The 14,736-nt window shown below is 70.8% G+C and carries 12 protein-coding genes; 10 read left to right on the top strand and 2 right to left on the bottom strand.

Features of this window, described 5'->3' with window-relative positions:
• Positions 1-35 precede the first annotated feature (35 nt).
• Positions 36-1,322: a DUF445 domain-containing protein gene (locus NF557_RS05760; protein WP_252622535.1), complete on the bottom strand. Its 1,287-nt coding sequence runs from the start codon at positions 1,320-1,322 to the stop codon at positions 36-38.
• A 243-nt stretch (positions 1,323-1,565) separates the two neighbouring features.
• Here NF557_RS05760 and NF557_RS05755 point away from each other — a divergent pair, with 243 nt between their 5' ends.
• On the top strand, positions 1,566-2,081 hold the full coding sequence (locus NF557_RS05755) for a hypothetical protein (RefSeq protein ID WP_252622533.1): 516 nt from the start codon (positions 1,566-1,568) through the stop codon (positions 2,079-2,081).
• 140 nt (positions 2,082-2,221) lie between these two features.
• Positions 2,222-3,661 (top strand): FAD-binding oxidoreductase, encoded by a 1,440-nt coding sequence (locus NF557_RS05750; protein WP_252622531.1) that lies wholly within the window; start codon positions 2,222-2,224, stop codon positions 3,659-3,661.
• A gap of 67 nt (positions 3,662-3,728) precedes the next feature.
• On the opposite strand, the gene NF557_RS05745 is transcribed toward NF557_RS05750, so the two are convergent.
• Positions 3,729-7,040 carry a TM0106 family RecB-like putative nuclease gene (locus NF557_RS05745; protein ID WP_252622529.1) on the bottom strand — a complete coding sequence of 1,104 codons (3,312 nt, stop codon included), beginning with the start codon at positions 7,038-7,040 and terminating at the stop codon, positions 3,729-3,731.
• Between the two features lie 51 nt (positions 7,041-7,091).
• On the opposite strand from NF557_RS05745, the gene NF557_RS05740 reads away from it, so the two are divergent.
• From NF557_RS05740 to NF557_RS05705, 8 genes are all read left to right on the top strand, one after another.
• Positions 7,092-8,192 (top strand): zinc-binding dehydrogenase, encoded by a 1,101-nt coding sequence (locus NF557_RS05740; RefSeq protein ID WP_252622527.1) that lies wholly within the window; start codon positions 7,092-7,094, stop codon positions 8,190-8,192.
• 139 nt (positions 8,193-8,331) lie between these two features.
• Entirely contained in the window at positions 8,332-9,402 is a 1,071-nt protein-coding gene (locus NF557_RS05735; protein ID WP_252622525.1) for a glycosyltransferase family protein, read from the top strand.
• Positions 9,393-10,460 (top strand): glycosyltransferase, encoded by a 1,068-nt coding sequence (locus NF557_RS05730; RefSeq protein WP_252622523.1) that lies wholly within the window; start codon positions 9,393-9,395, stop codon positions 10,458-10,460. The genes NF557_RS05735 and NF557_RS05730 overlap by 10 nt, the downstream gene beginning before the upstream one ends.
• Positions 10,457-11,473 carry a glycosyltransferase gene (locus NF557_RS05725; RefSeq protein WP_252622521.1) on the top strand — a complete coding sequence of 339 codons (1,017 nt, stop codon included), beginning with the start codon at positions 10,457-10,459 and terminating at the stop codon, positions 11,471-11,473. Before NF557_RS05730 ends, NF557_RS05725 begins: the two co-directional genes overlap by 4 nt.
• The gene (locus NF557_RS05720; RefSeq protein WP_252622519.1) at positions 11,470-12,372 is read left to right on the top strand and encodes a glycosyltransferase family 2 protein; all 903 of its coding nucleotides are present in this window, start codon (positions 11,470-11,472) and stop codon (positions 12,370-12,372) included. The genes NF557_RS05725 and NF557_RS05720 overlap by 4 nt, the downstream gene beginning before the upstream one ends.
• Before the next feature lie 278 nt (positions 12,373-12,650).
• On the top strand, positions 12,651-13,589 hold the full coding sequence (locus tag NF557_RS05715) for a TrbL/VirB6 family protein (protein ID WP_252622517.1): 939 nt from the start codon (positions 12,651-12,653) through the stop codon (positions 13,587-13,589).
• On the top strand, positions 13,586-14,065 hold the full coding sequence (locus NF557_RS05710; RefSeq protein ID WP_252622515.1) for a phage holin family protein: 480 nt from the start codon (positions 13,586-13,588) through the stop codon (positions 14,063-14,065). The genes NF557_RS05715 and NF557_RS05710 overlap by 4 nt, the downstream gene beginning before the upstream one ends.
• Entirely contained in the window at positions 14,062-14,700 is a 639-nt protein-coding gene (locus NF557_RS05705; RefSeq protein ID WP_252622513.1) for a DUF3618 domain-containing protein, read from the top strand. Before NF557_RS05710 ends, NF557_RS05705 begins: the two co-directional genes overlap by 4 nt.
• Positions 14,701-14,736 lie beyond the last annotated feature (36 nt).

The following is a 14,736-nucleotide window of genomic DNA, read 5'->3' as shown; positions in this document are numbered from 1 at the left end:
TCGTTCAGGTGGGAGCGAGCCCCGACCCCGGCCCCTCAGAGCAGTTGCGACACCGTGTGGATCAACAGTCCCACCAGGCCCCCGACCACGGTGCCGTTGATCCGGATGAACTGCAGGTCCCGGCCCACGTGCAGCTCGATCCGGTCGGCGGCGTCGCGCCCGTCCCAACGGTCGATGGTGTGGGAGATGACCGAGGTGAGCTCGGCGCCATACCGAGAGATGAGCAGTGCCGCAGCGTCGGCGCCCCAGGCATCCAGGCGGGCCCGCATCGTGTCGTCGTGGATCATCCGCCCAGCCAGGTCGCCCAGCTCCTCGGCAAGTCGGGTGCGCAGCTGCCCGTGGGGGTCGCCCAGCTGCTCGAGGAGCACGATCTTGACCGCGTCCCAGACGGCGACGACGCTCGGGCCGACCTGCGGGTGCTCGAGGATGCGCTCCTTGAGCCGCTCGGCGTTGGCCATCGTGTCCGGGTCGTGCTGCATGTCCTGGGCCAGGTCGGCCAGATAGGAGTCGAGCGCCTGCCGGACCCGGTGCCCCTTGTTGTCGTCGACCTCCTTGGCCCACGCCACGAGCTCCTGATAGATCCTCCCGACGACCATGTCGTCCACCCAGGTCGGGGACCACCACGGCGCCCGCGCCCCGATGATGCGGTTGACCTCCGACGGGTGGGCCACGAGCCACGAGTGCAGCTCGCGGAAGCCGATGTCCATCAGCCCCTGGTGCGCCCGGTCCTCCACGACCGCCTCGAGCAGGTGCCCAGCGAGCGGGCTCAGCGGCTCACGGCGCACCCGCGGCAACAGGGTCTGCTCGACGAACGCCTGCAGGTCCGCGCCACCGACCCGCTCCAGCGCGCGAGCGGCCAGCGGCGAGGCCTCCTGGATGACTCGTTCGGCGTTGACGGGATCGCTGAGCCACTCCCCCAGCCGGGCGGTGACCTCGGCGTCGAGCACCTTCTCGCGGATGGTCGGCTCGGTCAGGAAGTTCTCGGCCACGAAGTGCTCCAGGCTGCGCGCGAGCATCTCCTTGCGTCGAGGGATGATCGCGGTGTGCGGCACGGGGATCCCCAGAGGGTGCCGGAAGAGGGCGGTCACCGCGAACCAGTCGGCCACCGCGCCGACCATCGCCGCCTCCGACGCGGCATTGACATAGCCCCAGGCGCCGTCGCGCCCATGGGTCAGCACGAAGACGATGGCCGCCAGCACCAGCAGGCCACTCGCCATCAGCCGCATCCGGCGCAGGTTTGCCCTGCGGGCGGCGTCGTCGGGGCCCAGGGACGGCACGGGCGTATGCCGTGTCTGCTCAGTCGTGCGTGTGGCAGCAGTCATAGGCACATCTTGTGCTATCCATCCCGCTAGGGCCGAGCCGCGCGCCACCACCTGGCGTCCCGGTCACCTCCGGTGAGACCCGACTTCGGGACAGTCCAGCACCGACCTGCGGCGGCCCGAAGTCATCCCGCAGACCGATTCCCGCCCGTCCTCACCGCCCCTAGGCTCCTGGCTCACGAGGGCTCCAGCACGCACCGACGGCGGTGCCTGCCACCCTCGGTCACCGAGAGAGAGTCAAGGTCAATGGGGTTCTTCGACAAGATCAAGAAGGCATTCGACACGGGTGGGATCAAGGTCGAGCTGGAGGCACCGAAGTCGTTCGACTGGGGCGACCAGACCATCCCGACCCGCGTCACCATCGTCGGCCACGAGTCCGAGCCACGCAGCATCCGGTCGCTGAGCTTCACCCTCAAGGACGAGGGCGACAACAAGATGGCACCTGGCATGCGGGACAAGGACCGCCCCAGCCGACCCGACGGACGTCGCTTCTCCAGCTCCTATGAGCACCTGGTGGCACTCGAGCTGGGCCCGGGTGAGACGCACACGATGGAGGTGGGGGTCCCGCTCTCTGCCGGCGCGGGGCCGGGTCTGCTCGAGCGCATGTCGTTCGGGGCTGACGGCGCCACGCTGCACTTCGGCACGCAGTGGTATGTCCTGTCGGTCAGCGCGCCCGTCGAGGGCGCCAACATGGCCCGGGCCGACACCACCCGGCTCAAGGCCTCCGGTCAGCTCGGCGACCAGCGCATCGCCTTCGGCTGACCCAGCCTCCCGACAGTCCTTTCCGCCAAATAGGGGGTGGTCCTGCGGGCCACGGAGGAGGAAGATGACACCACCCCTAGATGCACCAGCAAGGCCCTCTCGCGGATGCGTCCTGAGCAGACCAACCAGAGGAGATCACCGTGACGATCGAAGAGACCATTGGCGGAGTGCGTGAGCTCGCCGCGACCTGCCAGGGCGCCGTGCTCGTGCCCGGCGACGAGTTGTATGCCGAGACGTGCCAGGGCTGGAACCTCGCCTGGACCCACCAGCCGGCTGTCGTCGTCCGCGTCGCCTCGGAGTCCGACGTCGTGCAGACCGTGCGCTACGCAGCTGCCCACGACCTGGCGGTGGCCGTGCAGAGCACCGGCCACGGCGTCACCATCCCGGCCGACAGGCAGAGCGTGCTGATCAGCACCACCGACCTCGACCAGGTGCACATCGACGCCCAGGCGCGCACGGCCACGCTCGGCGGCGGGGCCATCTGGCAGCCGGTGCTCGCCCAAGCGCAGGAGCACGGGCTGGCGCCCCTGCTCGGGTCGGCACCCCACGTCGGCGCGGTCGGCTACAGCCTCGGCGGCGGGTTCGGCTGGCTCGCGCGCCAGCACGGCCTCTGCGTCGACGCCGTCCAGTCGCTGCGGGTGGTCCTGGCGGACGGTCAGGTCATCACCACCTCACCCTCGGCGGAGCCTGAGTTGTTCTGGGCCCTCTGCGGGAGCGCCGGCGGAACACTCGGTGTCGTGACGGAGATGACCGTCGCCCTCGCGCCGGTCTCGGAGGTCTATGCCGGCAATCTCTTCTATCCGGTGGAGGCGGCCCGGGAGGTGTTCGAGCGCTATCTCGAGTGGTCGAGCGGGGCGCCCACAGAGCTCACGAGCGCCTTCACCCTGATGGCCTTCCCACCGTTTGACATGGTTCCAGAGCCGTTGCGGGGCAAGACGTTTGCCATCGTGCGCGGGTGCTATGCCGGGTTGCCTGGTGCCGGGTTGTCTGGTGTCGGGTTGTCTGGTGCGGGTCAGGAGGCCGGGGTCAGCCTCGTCGACGAGTGGCGGCAGTGGCGTCAACCGCTCATGGACACCTGGGCGACGATGCCGTTCGCCCGGGCCGGAGAGATCTCGATGGATCCGGTCGATCCGATCCCTGCGGCCGCCAGCGGTCGCTGGTTGGCGCGGCTGGACAGCACGGTGCTGGAGGCCATGATCGCGGCGGTGCTCGGTGGTGACGGTCCGTCTCCGATGCTCCTGGCCGAGGCCCGGCAGGCCGGTGGCGCGATCAGCCGCGACAACCCGTCGGTCAGTTTCGCGGCCAGGGACGGCGCGTGGCTCCTCGAGCTCGTCGGGATCGTCGCCGGTCCCGGCGCGAGCGAGGAGGTGGAGCGCCGCATCGGCGCGACCTGGGAGCAGGTTGCCCCGAACCTGGCCGGGCTGAGCAGCTATCTGAACTTTGTCGAGGGCCACGAGCGGGTGCAGACGGCGCCGCAGGCGTTCACTCCGGACATCTGGTCACGGCTGGCCGCCGCGAAGCGGCACTACGACCCGACCAACGTCTTCCGGCACGGCATCCCGCTGGCCGATTCGCTCTGACGATCAGGCAGGGCACCTCACGCCGCGATCAGGCAGGGCACCTCACGCCGCGATCAGGCAGGGCACCTCACGCCGCCTCCCGGGACTCCTTCGCCGCCAGATCCGCCAGGTCGACGAACCGGCACAAGGAGTTGACCAGCCGCAGCTGCTCGGGTGTGCTGACCGGGGCGCTGAGCAGAGTGGGACTGCCCACGACGACCGCGAGCGCCCTGGCGCGCGAGACGGCCACGTTGAACCGGTGGCTGTCCAGCAGGAAGCCGACGCCGCGTGGGGCGTCCTGGGCGCTGGAGCTGGCCATCGAGAAGATCACAACCGGCGCCTGCTGCCCCTGGAACTTGTCCACCGTGCCCACGCGCGCGCCCGCGGGCAGGCGCTCTCGCAGCAGCTTGACCTGCGCGTTGTAGGGCGTCACCACCAGGACGTCGTCCAGACCAATCGGCTCGACCCGCCCCTCACGGTCGGTCCAGGTGCCGGCCAGCAGGTCCTGGATGAGCCCGGCCACGGCCTCGGCCTCTTCCGGGGACTCTGACGAGCTTCCGGCGTGCTCCACGGGGACCCACCGGAGCCCGGAGCCGGTCAGCTCACCTGGCGCATCGATCTGTTGCCGCTCGAGGCCGTCCACTGACTCCAGGCGGGAGGCATAGGACAGGTCCGAGACGAATCGGGTGATCTCTGGATGCATGCGGTAGGTGCGGTCCAAGAAGATGCCGCGGTCGGCCGTGATCGTGTCCTGGTCTCCGATCAGGTGCTCCAGGGTGGACCTCCCGGCGTCGTATGGATGGGTGCCCTGCACAACCTGCGGCAGCTGCTGCGGGTCGCCGAGCAGCACGATGCCCCGCATTGCGGCCTGAGCCACCGCCAGAGCGTTGGCGAGCGCAAACTGTCCGGCCTCGTCGACGACCAGGACGTCGACCGAGTCGGCCAGCTCCTCGCGTGCCCACAGCCACGCCGTGCCACCGATCAGCGTCGCACCGTCTGCGATGGCCCTGTCCACCACCTTGTTGTCGGTTACAACCTGCACCAGCTCCGTCGAGTCAGACTTGTGTGTGCCCTTGCGGATGCCCGGGCGACCCACGCCGCCCATCAGGTGCTTGATGACCGCGTGCGAGTTGGCGGTGACCCCCACCCGCAGCCCCGCGTCCAGCAGGTCACGGATCAATTGCTTGCCCGAGTGGCTCTTGCCTGAGCCGGGAGGTCCCTGCACCGGCAGCACCTGACGGTCCAGCGCCGCCCCGACCCGGCGCACGACGTCACCGGCAGACTCGCTGCCGACCGGCTCCATGCCGTCAGGCACCCGGCCCTCCAGCAGCGCCAGGCCCATCGTGTCGCGGCCAGCCAGCGTCGTCTCGGCCAGGCGCAGCAGCGATGCCTGTTGCGCCTCACTGGGCACATGTGAGCTGACCACCAGCCCGGCCGGAGTCGCAGGCTCCTTGGCCTTGCCCAGCTTCACCACGACAAACCCCGCCTCGGGATCGATCTCGACGACGCCCGCCACGGGGGTGTGGGTGCGCGCGTCACACGTCTTGTCGCCCACCTCAATCGTGGTCTCCTGCGGCGGGAAGTCGTAGCGCCACAGCCAGGACTTCGCGATCTCCCCCACACACCGCGGGGTCCCGAGGCCGCCCAGGGTGGCGGCGCGGTCCTCGATCAGATCCTCGTCGCTCATCTCCTCGGTCCGGAAGAAGTCCCAGTGGCTCTGCTTGGCCTCGCGCCGGTGGAACCCGACGCAGCCGGCCAGCAGCTCGTGCCCCGCCTCCAGCAGCCGCTCGACGACCTCGTTCTCGACGACCATGGCCTCGCTGTCATTGCTCGCCTCGCGCTCTTGGTGGCCAAGCCGTCCGAGCGGTCGACCGCTCTGGGCCTCCGCCTCACGGCGACGCTCCTCCAGCCACTCGTGCAGCGCGTGCGTGGACCGCACGTCCTCACGGTTGTAGTCGCGCAACCGGTCCAGGATCGACTGGTCCTGACGCCCCTCGGCGAGCCACCGCTCGTACTCGATCACCGAGGACAGCGCGTCGGTGACCTCATCGCCCTCGCCGGAGCGCGTGTGCTCCCAATAGAACGCCTCGAGCTTCTTGATCGAATAACTGGCCTTGCTGATCTGCAGGGACTGCTTCACCACGGCAAACAGGTCGATGAACCGGCCGCCGCGCAGCAGCATGTCGAGCTCGGTCTCTGCGGTGGCGTGCTGCTGGGCCATCCGCTTCAGCGCCGTCTGCTCATAGGCCGCGTAGTGATAGATGTGCATGCCGGGGAACTGCTGCCAGCGGGCGTCGAGCCAGGTCAGCAGGCCAGCAGTCAGCACCCGCTCCTCGTCGCGGTCGTGCGCCCACCAGGCCAGGAACTGCCCGTCGCGGGTCCAGATGCCGGCGAGGTATTCGCGCCCCGCCCCGTCGTCGGCGAACGGGTCTCCCTCGAAGTCGAGGTAGACATCGCCCGGGTCCGGCTCGGGCAGCAGCTCCAGGCCCTCGTCCTCGCGCAGCGGCAGGAGCTCGTATGCCGGCTCGCCGGTCTCCCGCTCCCGCACCTGGAGCGCGGCCTGGCCGCGCAGTCGCTCGCGGACGGTGCGGTTGAGCGCCCCGGCCAGCTGCTCGTCGGTCGCCACCGCGAGCTGGCTCATCGTCGTCACCCCGACCTCTGCGAGTCGCTCGCGCTGGTCCGCGCGCAGCCCGGCCACCAGCACCAGGTCGTCGCGCTCCTCCCACTCGGCCTCGCAGACGGGCAACCACCGGCACCGGGCACAGTGCGCCACCTTGACCGACTGGGTCGGCGCGGCCTCCGCGACGGCCACCTCCAAGCGCTCACGCGCGCGTCGCGCATAGGACTCGACATCGATCAGCCGCCACGGGTGCTCCTTGCTGTCCCCGGTGACCACGACCAGCTGCTCGGGAGCCACCCCCTGGATCCGCTCGACGTGCCGGGCATAGGAGGCCATCTGCAGCAGCGCGGCCGTGCGCAGGTGCCGGGCCAGCTTGGTGTCGGCGATGTCGTAGGACCAGTCCCCCAGCTGGCTCGGTCGGTCCACGCGCAGCAGGAAGTCCGCCACACCGACCCACGAGCCCGCCGCGAAGGCGGCCTGGTAGATCACCTGCGCGCCGGCATACATCGCCTCGACGGTGGCCACCTCGCGCTCGGCGTGCGACCCGCGCCCGGCGATCTCGACCACCTCGAGCCCACGATCACGCAGGGCAGCGAGGTAGCCCTGCTCGTGCTGCAGGCCCTTGGTGAAGATCAGCTGCAGCTGCTCATCAACACCATCCTCAGGCCGCTCGCGCTCCCCACGCGCCAGCTGCAGGTCCAGCGTCGTGGCATGAGCGCACCCCAGGTGCGTGGTCAGGTCAGTGGCGCTGAGCTGCGGGAGGCCGTCCATCAGGTGCATGGCCTCACCATGACACGGACCTCTGACACACCTGCGTGCCACGATGTGGCCATGAGAGCAGTCGTGTGGGACGGGCCAGGCACTCCGATGACGGTCGAGGAGGTGCCGGTGCCCTCGCCGCAGGCCGGGGAGGCGCTCGTGCGCGTGGCGGCGACGGGCGTCTGCCACACCGACCTGCACGTGATCAAGGGCGAGGTCGCCTTTCCCGCGCCGGGGGTGCTGGGGCACGAGATCTCCGGTCACATCGAGGCGCTCGGCGAGGGCGTCGAGGACCTGGCGGTGGGCGACCGGGTCGTGGGCGCGTTCATCATGCCGTGCGGCGCCTGCCGGCAGTGCGAGGTCGGTCGCGACGACATGTGCGAGCCGTTCTTCGAGCAGAACCGGTTGCGCGGCAACCTCTTTGACGGCACCTCGCGGCTCACCCGGGCGGACGGGTCACGGTTGTCGATGTATTCGATGGCCGGACTGGCGGAGTATGCCGTGGTGCCGGTGACCGGGCTGACTCACCTGCCCGAGGGGTTGCCCCTGGAGGAGTCCGCGGTGCTCGGCTGCGCCGCTTTCACCGCCTATGGCGCGCTCGCCCGCGCCGACGGTGACCTGACCGGTCGGTCGGTCGCGGTCGTGGCGGTCGGCGGCGTCGGCTCCAGCATCATCCAGTTCGCCCGGCACCTCGGTGCGGAGCCGCTCATCGCCGTGGACGTCGACGACACCAAGCTCGCGGTGGCACGTGACCTCGGCGCGACGGTCACGGTCAACTCACGGACCGTCGATGCCCGCGAGGCGGTGCTCGAGGCGACCGGCGGTGCCGGTGCCGAGTTGGTCCTGGAGGTGATCGGTCGGCCTGAGACGGTCGAACTCGGCGTCTCACTGCTGCGCGAGGGCGGACAGCTCGTGGTCGTCGGCATCGCAGCGGGGGCCGCGACGGCAGCCATCCCGATCACCGGCCTGGTCCGGCGTGGGCTGACCATCACCGGCTCCTACGGCGCGCGCACCCGCCGCGACCTGCCCGAGGTGGTCCGTCTGGCCGACGAGGGCGCCTTCGACGTGCGCCGCGCGGTCACCCGCCGGTTCACCCTCGAGGAGGCACCGCAGGCCTATGACCTGCTGGACGCCGGCCAGATCCAGGGGCGCTCGATCGTCGTCATGAGCTGAGTGACAGGGGCGATCCCGCCTCTGGGTCAGGCGCCGCACCGAGGGGGTGTGGCTGCCGCTCGCGCGTCTCGACAACCCGACGTAGCGTCCGAAGAAGGCGCGCCACACGGGGAGCGTGCCCTGACCGAGAGGATTCGAGTTGGCCATCCGCGTTGCCTCCGTGCCGTCCGGACACGTCTACGTCAACCACCTGTCGAGCCAGGCTGGTGACGCTGTCGAGCGACTGCCGGACCCGCGTCCGGGTGCTGATGTGCCCGCTGCCCAGTGGTGGCCCCCGCGCATGCTCGACAGTGGCTGGGTGCGCGAGCACGCAGCGGAGTTCGACCTCATGCACGTCCACTTCGGTTTCGATGCCGCCTCCCCCGAGATCCTGGCTGACCTCGTCTCGGCGCTGCGTGCCGAGGGCAAGCCCCTCGTGCTGACCGTGCACGACCTGCGCAACCCGCACCACGCCGAAGCTGACCTGCACGCGGCCCAGCAGGGCGTGCTCGTGGAGGCGGCCGACGCCCTGATCACGCTGACCCCCGGAGCCGCTGCGCAGGTCGAGCACCAGTGGGGCCGCACGGCTCAGGTCCTGCCGCACCCGCACGTCGTGGAGGAGCCGACGCTGTCCCGGCCGCGTCCGGAGCACGACGACTTCGTCATCGGCATCCATGCCAAGAGCCTGCGCGCCAGCATGGACCCTCTGGCCGACATCGAGGCGGTGGTCGAGGTGCTGGACCGCATGCCAGGGGCACGGCTGCGGGTCGATGCCCACACCGACATCATGACCCCGAGCTATGACCGCTACACCCCCTCGCTGGCCGCTCCCCTGCGTGAGCTGGAGTCCCAGGGACGGGTCGAGCTGAGCGTGCACGACTACTTCACCGACGACGAGCTGTGGGACTACCTGCAGAGCCTGGACCTGTCGGTGCTGCCCTATGTGTTTGGCACCCACTCCGGCTGGCTGGAGGCCTGCTACGACCTCGGCACCACCGTCGCCGCACCGGACTGCGGCTTCTATGCCGAGCAGCGGCCCTGCCTCAGCTTTGCCGCTGCCCCGTCGGCAGCACGTCGTGCCTCCCTGCAGGAGGCGGTGCTGACGGCCTACCGCGACCGTCCGCGCTGGCGCGCCGACCCCTCGCAGCGGCGTGCCGAGCGGGAGGACCTCGCCCGTGCGCACGAGGAGATCTATGAGCAGGTCCTCAGCAGGAGCCGGGCGTGCACGTAGTCATCATCGCCTCCGCCAACCACCCGCTGCGCGAGCCGTTCGCCGGCGGCCTGGAGTCGCTCACCTGGCAGCTCGCCCGCGGCCTGAGTCAGCGCGGGGTGGAGGTGACCCTGTTTGCCGGCCCGGACAGCGACCCGATGCTGGAGGCCCGGGAGCTGCGGATCACTCCGCTCGAGCTGTCCGACACGGCGCGCGCGGATGTCAACATGCCCCCGGAGCGTTGGCTGGCCGAGCACCACGCCTATCTGCAGGTGATGCTCGAGCTGCAGCACCGCGACGACGTGGACGTCATCCACAACAACAGCCTGCACTACCTGCCGATCGCGCTGGGTGCCACCGCCTCCGCGCCGATGCTCACCACGTTGCACACGCCGCCCACGCCGTGGCTCGAGCCGGCCATCAGGCTGATGGACCAGAGCAGGGCCAGGTTCGTCGCGGTCAGCCAGCACACTGCCGCGCAGTGGCGGCACGTGGCGGAGGCTGACGTGATCCTCAACGGCGTAGACGTGCAGCGGTGGGTGCCCGGTCCCGGCGGGGAGGACCTGGTGTGGTTCGGCCGTGTCGTGCCGGAGAAGGCACCGCACGAGGCGATGCAGATCGCTGCGGCCAGTGGTCGGCGGATCGTGCTGGCCGGACCGGCCCCGGACCGCTCCTACTTCGAGGGCGCCGTGCGGCCGCTCCTCGGCCCGGGAGCGGAGTATGCCGGCCACCTGGGTGTGGCCGACCTCGTCCGGCTCGTCGGGAGCAGCGCCGCGACGCTGGTCACGCCGGCCTGGGACGAACCCTATGGTCTGGTCGCGGCGGAGTCGCTCGCCTGTGGCACACCGGTCCTGGCCTATCGGCGGGGCGGACTGCCGGAGTTCGTGACCCCGGGGTCCGGTGTGCTCGTCGAGGGCGGCGACGTCCTGGCCGCGGCGCAGCAGGTCGAGCAGGCGACCAGCCTGGACCGGGCCACCTGCCGGGAGCACGCCGTGAGCCACTGTTCGGCCGAGCGGATGATCGATGCCTACCTGGACGCCTATGCCGCCGGGATCACCATCCCGGAACGCGCGGCATGATCGGCTACTACGCCCACCACCAGGGCGCTGGTCACCTGACGCGCGCCCGGTCGATCGCGGCCTGCCTGCGTGAGCCCGTGTGGGGGCTCAGCTCACGACCGGCACCCGTGGGGTGGTCCCACCCCTGGACCGAGCTCGCCCGGGACGACACCCCAAGGCCCTCCGACGAGGACGATGTGACCGCGGGCGGGATGCTGCACTGGGCGCCCACGCACCACCAGGGTCTCGCCGAGCGGATGGCACACGTCAGCTCGTGGATCGCCGAGCACCGTCCCTCCCTGCTGGTGGTCGACGTGTCGGTCGAGGTGGCGCTGCTGGCCCGGCTCTGCGGCGTGCCGACCGTGGTCGTGGCCCTGCCGGGGACCCGGCTGGACGGACCGCACCGGCTGGCCTATGACTCTGCCGCGGCACTGCTAGCGCCGTGGCCGGACGACGCGCACACCGCGGACTGGCCGCAGGCCTGGCGGGACAAGGTCTGGTGCGTGGGAGGCATCTCGAGGTTCGACGGCCAGACGGTGCCGGCCCGGCCACCAGCCGCGTCCGGACAGCGTCGCGTGCTGGTGCTGTGGGGCAGCGGAGGACGCGCGGTCGCGCCCTCCATGGTGGCGGCGGCGCGGGCGGCCACACCGGGATGGACGTGGACCGAGCGGGACCCGCACACCGCGCCGTCCGCGGACCTGTGGGCTGACCTGACCGAATCGGACGTCGTCGTCACGCATGCTGGGCAGAACAGCGTTGCAGAGGTGGCCGCGGCCCGGCGTCCGGCCGTCGTCGTCGCCCAGCCCCGCCCGTTCGGGGAGCAGGCGGCGACCGCAGCCGCGGTGGAGCGGATGGGCCTCGCGGTCGGGCTGTCCGGCTGGCCCGAGGCATCGAGGTGGCCGGCCCTGCTGGAGCGAGCCGTCTCCCTCGGCGGGGCGCGCTGGGATCGCTGGTCCACTGGCGACGGAGCCCGACGGGCCGCCCGACACCTCGAGGCGCTGGCCGGGACGGAGCCCTCCGAGGTCGTGGCGTGACCGCGCGCACGGCCGTCATCACCGTGGTCCACGAACGCCACGAACACCTCGCCGGGCAGCTGTGGGGACTGCGCCGTCAGCAGCACCCGCCGGCCGTCTTCGTCGCCGTCGCGATGGACGACCCGCAGGTCGGTGATGTCGTGCGCGAGCACGCGGACGCCGGCTGGGACACCAGGGTGACCTCCGTGCCGTCCTCCACCGGCGGTCTGCCGCTGGCCGCGGCGCGCAACGCCGGGGCGCGCACTGCCCTCGAGGCGGGGGCAGAGGTCCTGGTCTTCCTCGACGTCGACTGCATCCCCTCGCCGACGCTGCTCGAACGCTACGCCGGGGTGCTGCGCCCCGGCGGTGCCAGCCGGCAGGAGACCCGTAGCCAGACTCGGAGCCCGGTGGTGGCAGCCGGCGAGGTCGGCTACCTGCCACCGGTCGACCACCCCCGGCGATATCGCGGACCCGACCTCGCGTCGCTGGCCCGTCCGCACCCCGCCCGCCCGGTCCTGGACCCGGACGAGGTGCGGGTGGCGCAGGATCTCCGGCTCTTCTGGTCCCTGTCGTTCGCGCTGGACCACACCGACTGGAGGCTGCTCGGGGGCTTCGGTGAGGAGTATGTCGGCTACGGCGGAGAGGACACCGACTTCGGCCAACGGATCGGCGCCGCCGGTGGTGAGCTGCTGTGGGTCGGGGGCGCCACGGCATACCACCAGCACCATCCCTCCCCTGACCCGCCGCTGCACCACCTGGAGTCGATCGTCCGCAACGCCAACTGCTTCCACGACCGCTGGGGGTGGTTCCCGATGGAGGGGTGGCTGGAGCGGTTCGCCGCCCTGGGTCTGGCCGGGCTGGACGAAGAGACGCAGCGCTGGCGGGTGCTGACGCCGACGGCCCGGGTCACCGCTGACTGAGCCCGCCCGTCCTGCACGACGACATCCTCGGCTCAGGTATGCCGTGGCACGCGTCACCAGGACCCTCACGTTCGGGGCGACAGGGCTTCCTCTGGCTGGCATTGTGGAGAACGCCTCGAGCCAGTGGGCAAGACATGTGTCGAACACCGTGTCCGCCCTGACGTTGTTGTGCGGGGGCGGTGTTCGGCCACCGACCGCGACGCGGGGGACTCCAGCGGCAACAGCCGTTGGGTTGCTCCCCAGACAGCGCCCGGTCGTGGACCATGCAAGGAGCACCCATGACCATCAGCGAGAACCCACGACCGAGCCACTATGGCACCCAGCCGGTCCCGGAGGGCACGAGCGAGTCCGGCAAGGACGCCACATCGGCCGGCAAGCACATGGCCCAGGACGCCAAAGAGTCGGGAAAGCACGTGGCCCAGGACGCCAAGGAGTCCGGCAAGCACGTGGCCCAGGACGCCAAAGAGTCCGGTCAGCAGGTCGCTCAGACCGCCCAGGAGGAGGTGCGCAATGTCGCCTCCACGGTGAGCGAGCAGGCGCGCAGCCTGTTCCACGAGACCAGTTCCGAGCTCGGCAGTCAGGCGGGCTCCCAGCAGCAGCGTCTCGCCGAGGGGCTGCGTTCGCTGTCCCAGGAGTTCGGCTCGATGGCCGAGGGCAGCGACGAGTCCTCCGGTCAGGCCACCGGTCTGGTGCGCGAAGCCTCGCAGCGCACCGAGGGCCTGGCGGACTGGCTCGAGCAGCATGAGCCCGGAGACGTGCTCCAGGAGGTCAAGGGGTTCGCGCGGCGCAAGCCAGGCACCTTCATCGCCGTCGCGGCTGGCATCGGCCTGCTCGCGGGTCGGCTGACCCGGGGACTGACCGCCGACGACGGCGACCAGGACCAGTCTGCGGGCACGGGCCAGGCGGTCGGGACACGTGCGCCGAGCGCGCAGCCGACGACCGGGCCGTACGCCGCCTCAGCCGCGAGCACGAGTGGCTTGCCAGGCAGCGGGTCACCCACCGTGGCCCAGCCCGTCGGCGCGGGACCGGTCGACCCAGGTCCCATGTCCGGCATCGGTGCCGGAACCGCCGCTTCGTTCCCGGCCTCCGGGCCTGGCACGGCGGCTGGCCCAGGGCCCGGCACTGCAGCCCGCCCAGGGTCCGCCACTGCCGCCCGCCCAGGGACGGGCACGTCAGCCCTCGGAGCCGACGACGTGCACGGTGAGGACCCGCGATGACGCAGGTCCATCCTGACCCGGGAGGCCGCCCCTCCGGCGCGCACGCCGCGCCCGGCTTCGGCACCGACAGCGGCCCGGACCCCGATCTGGGCCAGCCCCTGTCGTCCGTGGGCGACATCATTTCCGACATCAGCCAGAACCTCTCCACGCTCGTGCGGCAGGAGACGGAGCTGGCCAAGGCCGAGCTGCGTGACTCGGCGACGCGGGCCGGCAAGGGAGCCGGGCTGCTGGGCGGCGCCGGTGTCGCAGGACACTTCGTCCTGCTGTTCCTGTCCATCGCCCTGTGGTGGGCGATCGGAGGAGCCATCGGCCACAGCTGGTCGGCGCTGATCGTCGCCGCAATCTGGGCCGTGATCGCCGCAGCACTGGCTGCCGTCGGCCGCAGCAAGCTCAAGGAGGTCAAGGGCATGCCCAAGACCACCAGCACCGCCAAGAAGATCCCTGACGCGCTTAAAGGACACGAGGAGACCCGATGACCACCCACCAGGACCCAGAGCAGATCCGCCGCGAGATCGAGTCCACGCGGCACGAGCTGTCGCACAACGTCAACGAGCTGGGCGAGACCGTCTCGCCGAGCAACGTGGCGGAGCGGCAGAAGGCAAAGATGCGCAGCAAGGCCTCCGACTGGAAGGACCAGGTCATGGGCGCCGCCGACGACGCGAAGGAGTCGGTCAGCTCCAGCGCTGACGACGTGGGTTCGTCCATGCACGGTGTGCAGCAGGCGACGCGGCGCAAGACCCGGGGCAACCCGCTCGCGGTCGGAGGGATCGCGCTGGCCGCGGGCTGGCTGGTCGGCTCGCTCCTGCCGGCCTCCGAGAAGGAGCGTGAGGCCGCCGAGATGATCCAGGACAAGGCGCAGCCCCTCATGGATCAGGGTCGCGAGGAGCTCAAGTCTGTCGGTCAGGAGATGGGCGAGCACCTCAAGGAGCCCGCCCAGCAGGCGGCTGAGGAGGTCAAGGACACGGCTCAGGAAGGCGTCGAGCACGTCAAGTCCGAGGGCCAGACGGCCACTGAGGACGTCAAGGAGTCAGCAGCCCAGGCGAAGGACGACGTCCAGTCCTCAGGTCAGCAGGCCAAGGACACCATGCAGCGGGAGTCCAACAACCACTGATCCTGCTGGTGCACCGAACGCCACAGCGCCCGTCGG

Source organism: Ornithinimicrobium cryptoxanthini (assembly GCF_023923205.1).
Taxonomy (GTDB): domain Bacteria; phylum Actinomycetota; class Actinomycetes; order Actinomycetales; family Dermatophilaceae; genus Ornithinicoccus; species Ornithinicoccus cryptoxanthini.
Note: the sequence above shows the minus strand (reverse complement) of the source record. Positions and strands in the feature narration are given on the sequence as shown.

Bases quoted from the DNA above. Each gene is read 5' to 3' on its own strand.
- NF557_RS05760 (WP_252622535.1), bottom strand. From the start codon at position 1,322: ATGACTGCTGCCACACGCACGACTGAGCAGACACGGCATACGCCCGTG.
- NF557_RS05755 (WP_252622533.1), top strand. From the start codon at position 1,566: ATGGGGTTCTTCGACAAGATCAAGAAGGCATTCGACACGGGTGGGATC.
- NF557_RS05745 (WP_252622529.1), bottom strand. From the start codon at position 7,040: ATGCACCTGATGGACGGCCTCCCGCAGCTCAGCGCCACTGACCTGACC.
- NF557_RS05740 (WP_252622527.1), top strand. From the start codon at position 7,092: ATGAGAGCAGTCGTGTGGGACGGGCCAGGCACTCCGATGACGGTCGAG.
- NF557_RS05725 (WP_252622521.1), top strand. From the start codon at position 10,457: ATGATCGGCTACTACGCCCACCACCAGGGCGCTGGTCACCTGACGCGC.
- NF557_RS05715 (WP_252622517.1), top strand. From the start codon at position 12,651: ATGACCATCAGCGAGAACCCACGACCGAGCCACTATGGCACCCAGCCG.
- NF557_RS05710 (WP_252622515.1), top strand. From the start codon at position 13,586: ATGACGCAGGTCCATCCTGACCCGGGAGGCCGCCCCTCCGGCGCGCAC.
- NF557_RS05705 (WP_252622513.1), top strand. From the start codon at position 14,062: ATGACCACCCACCAGGACCCAGAGCAGATCCGCCGCGAGATCGAGTCC.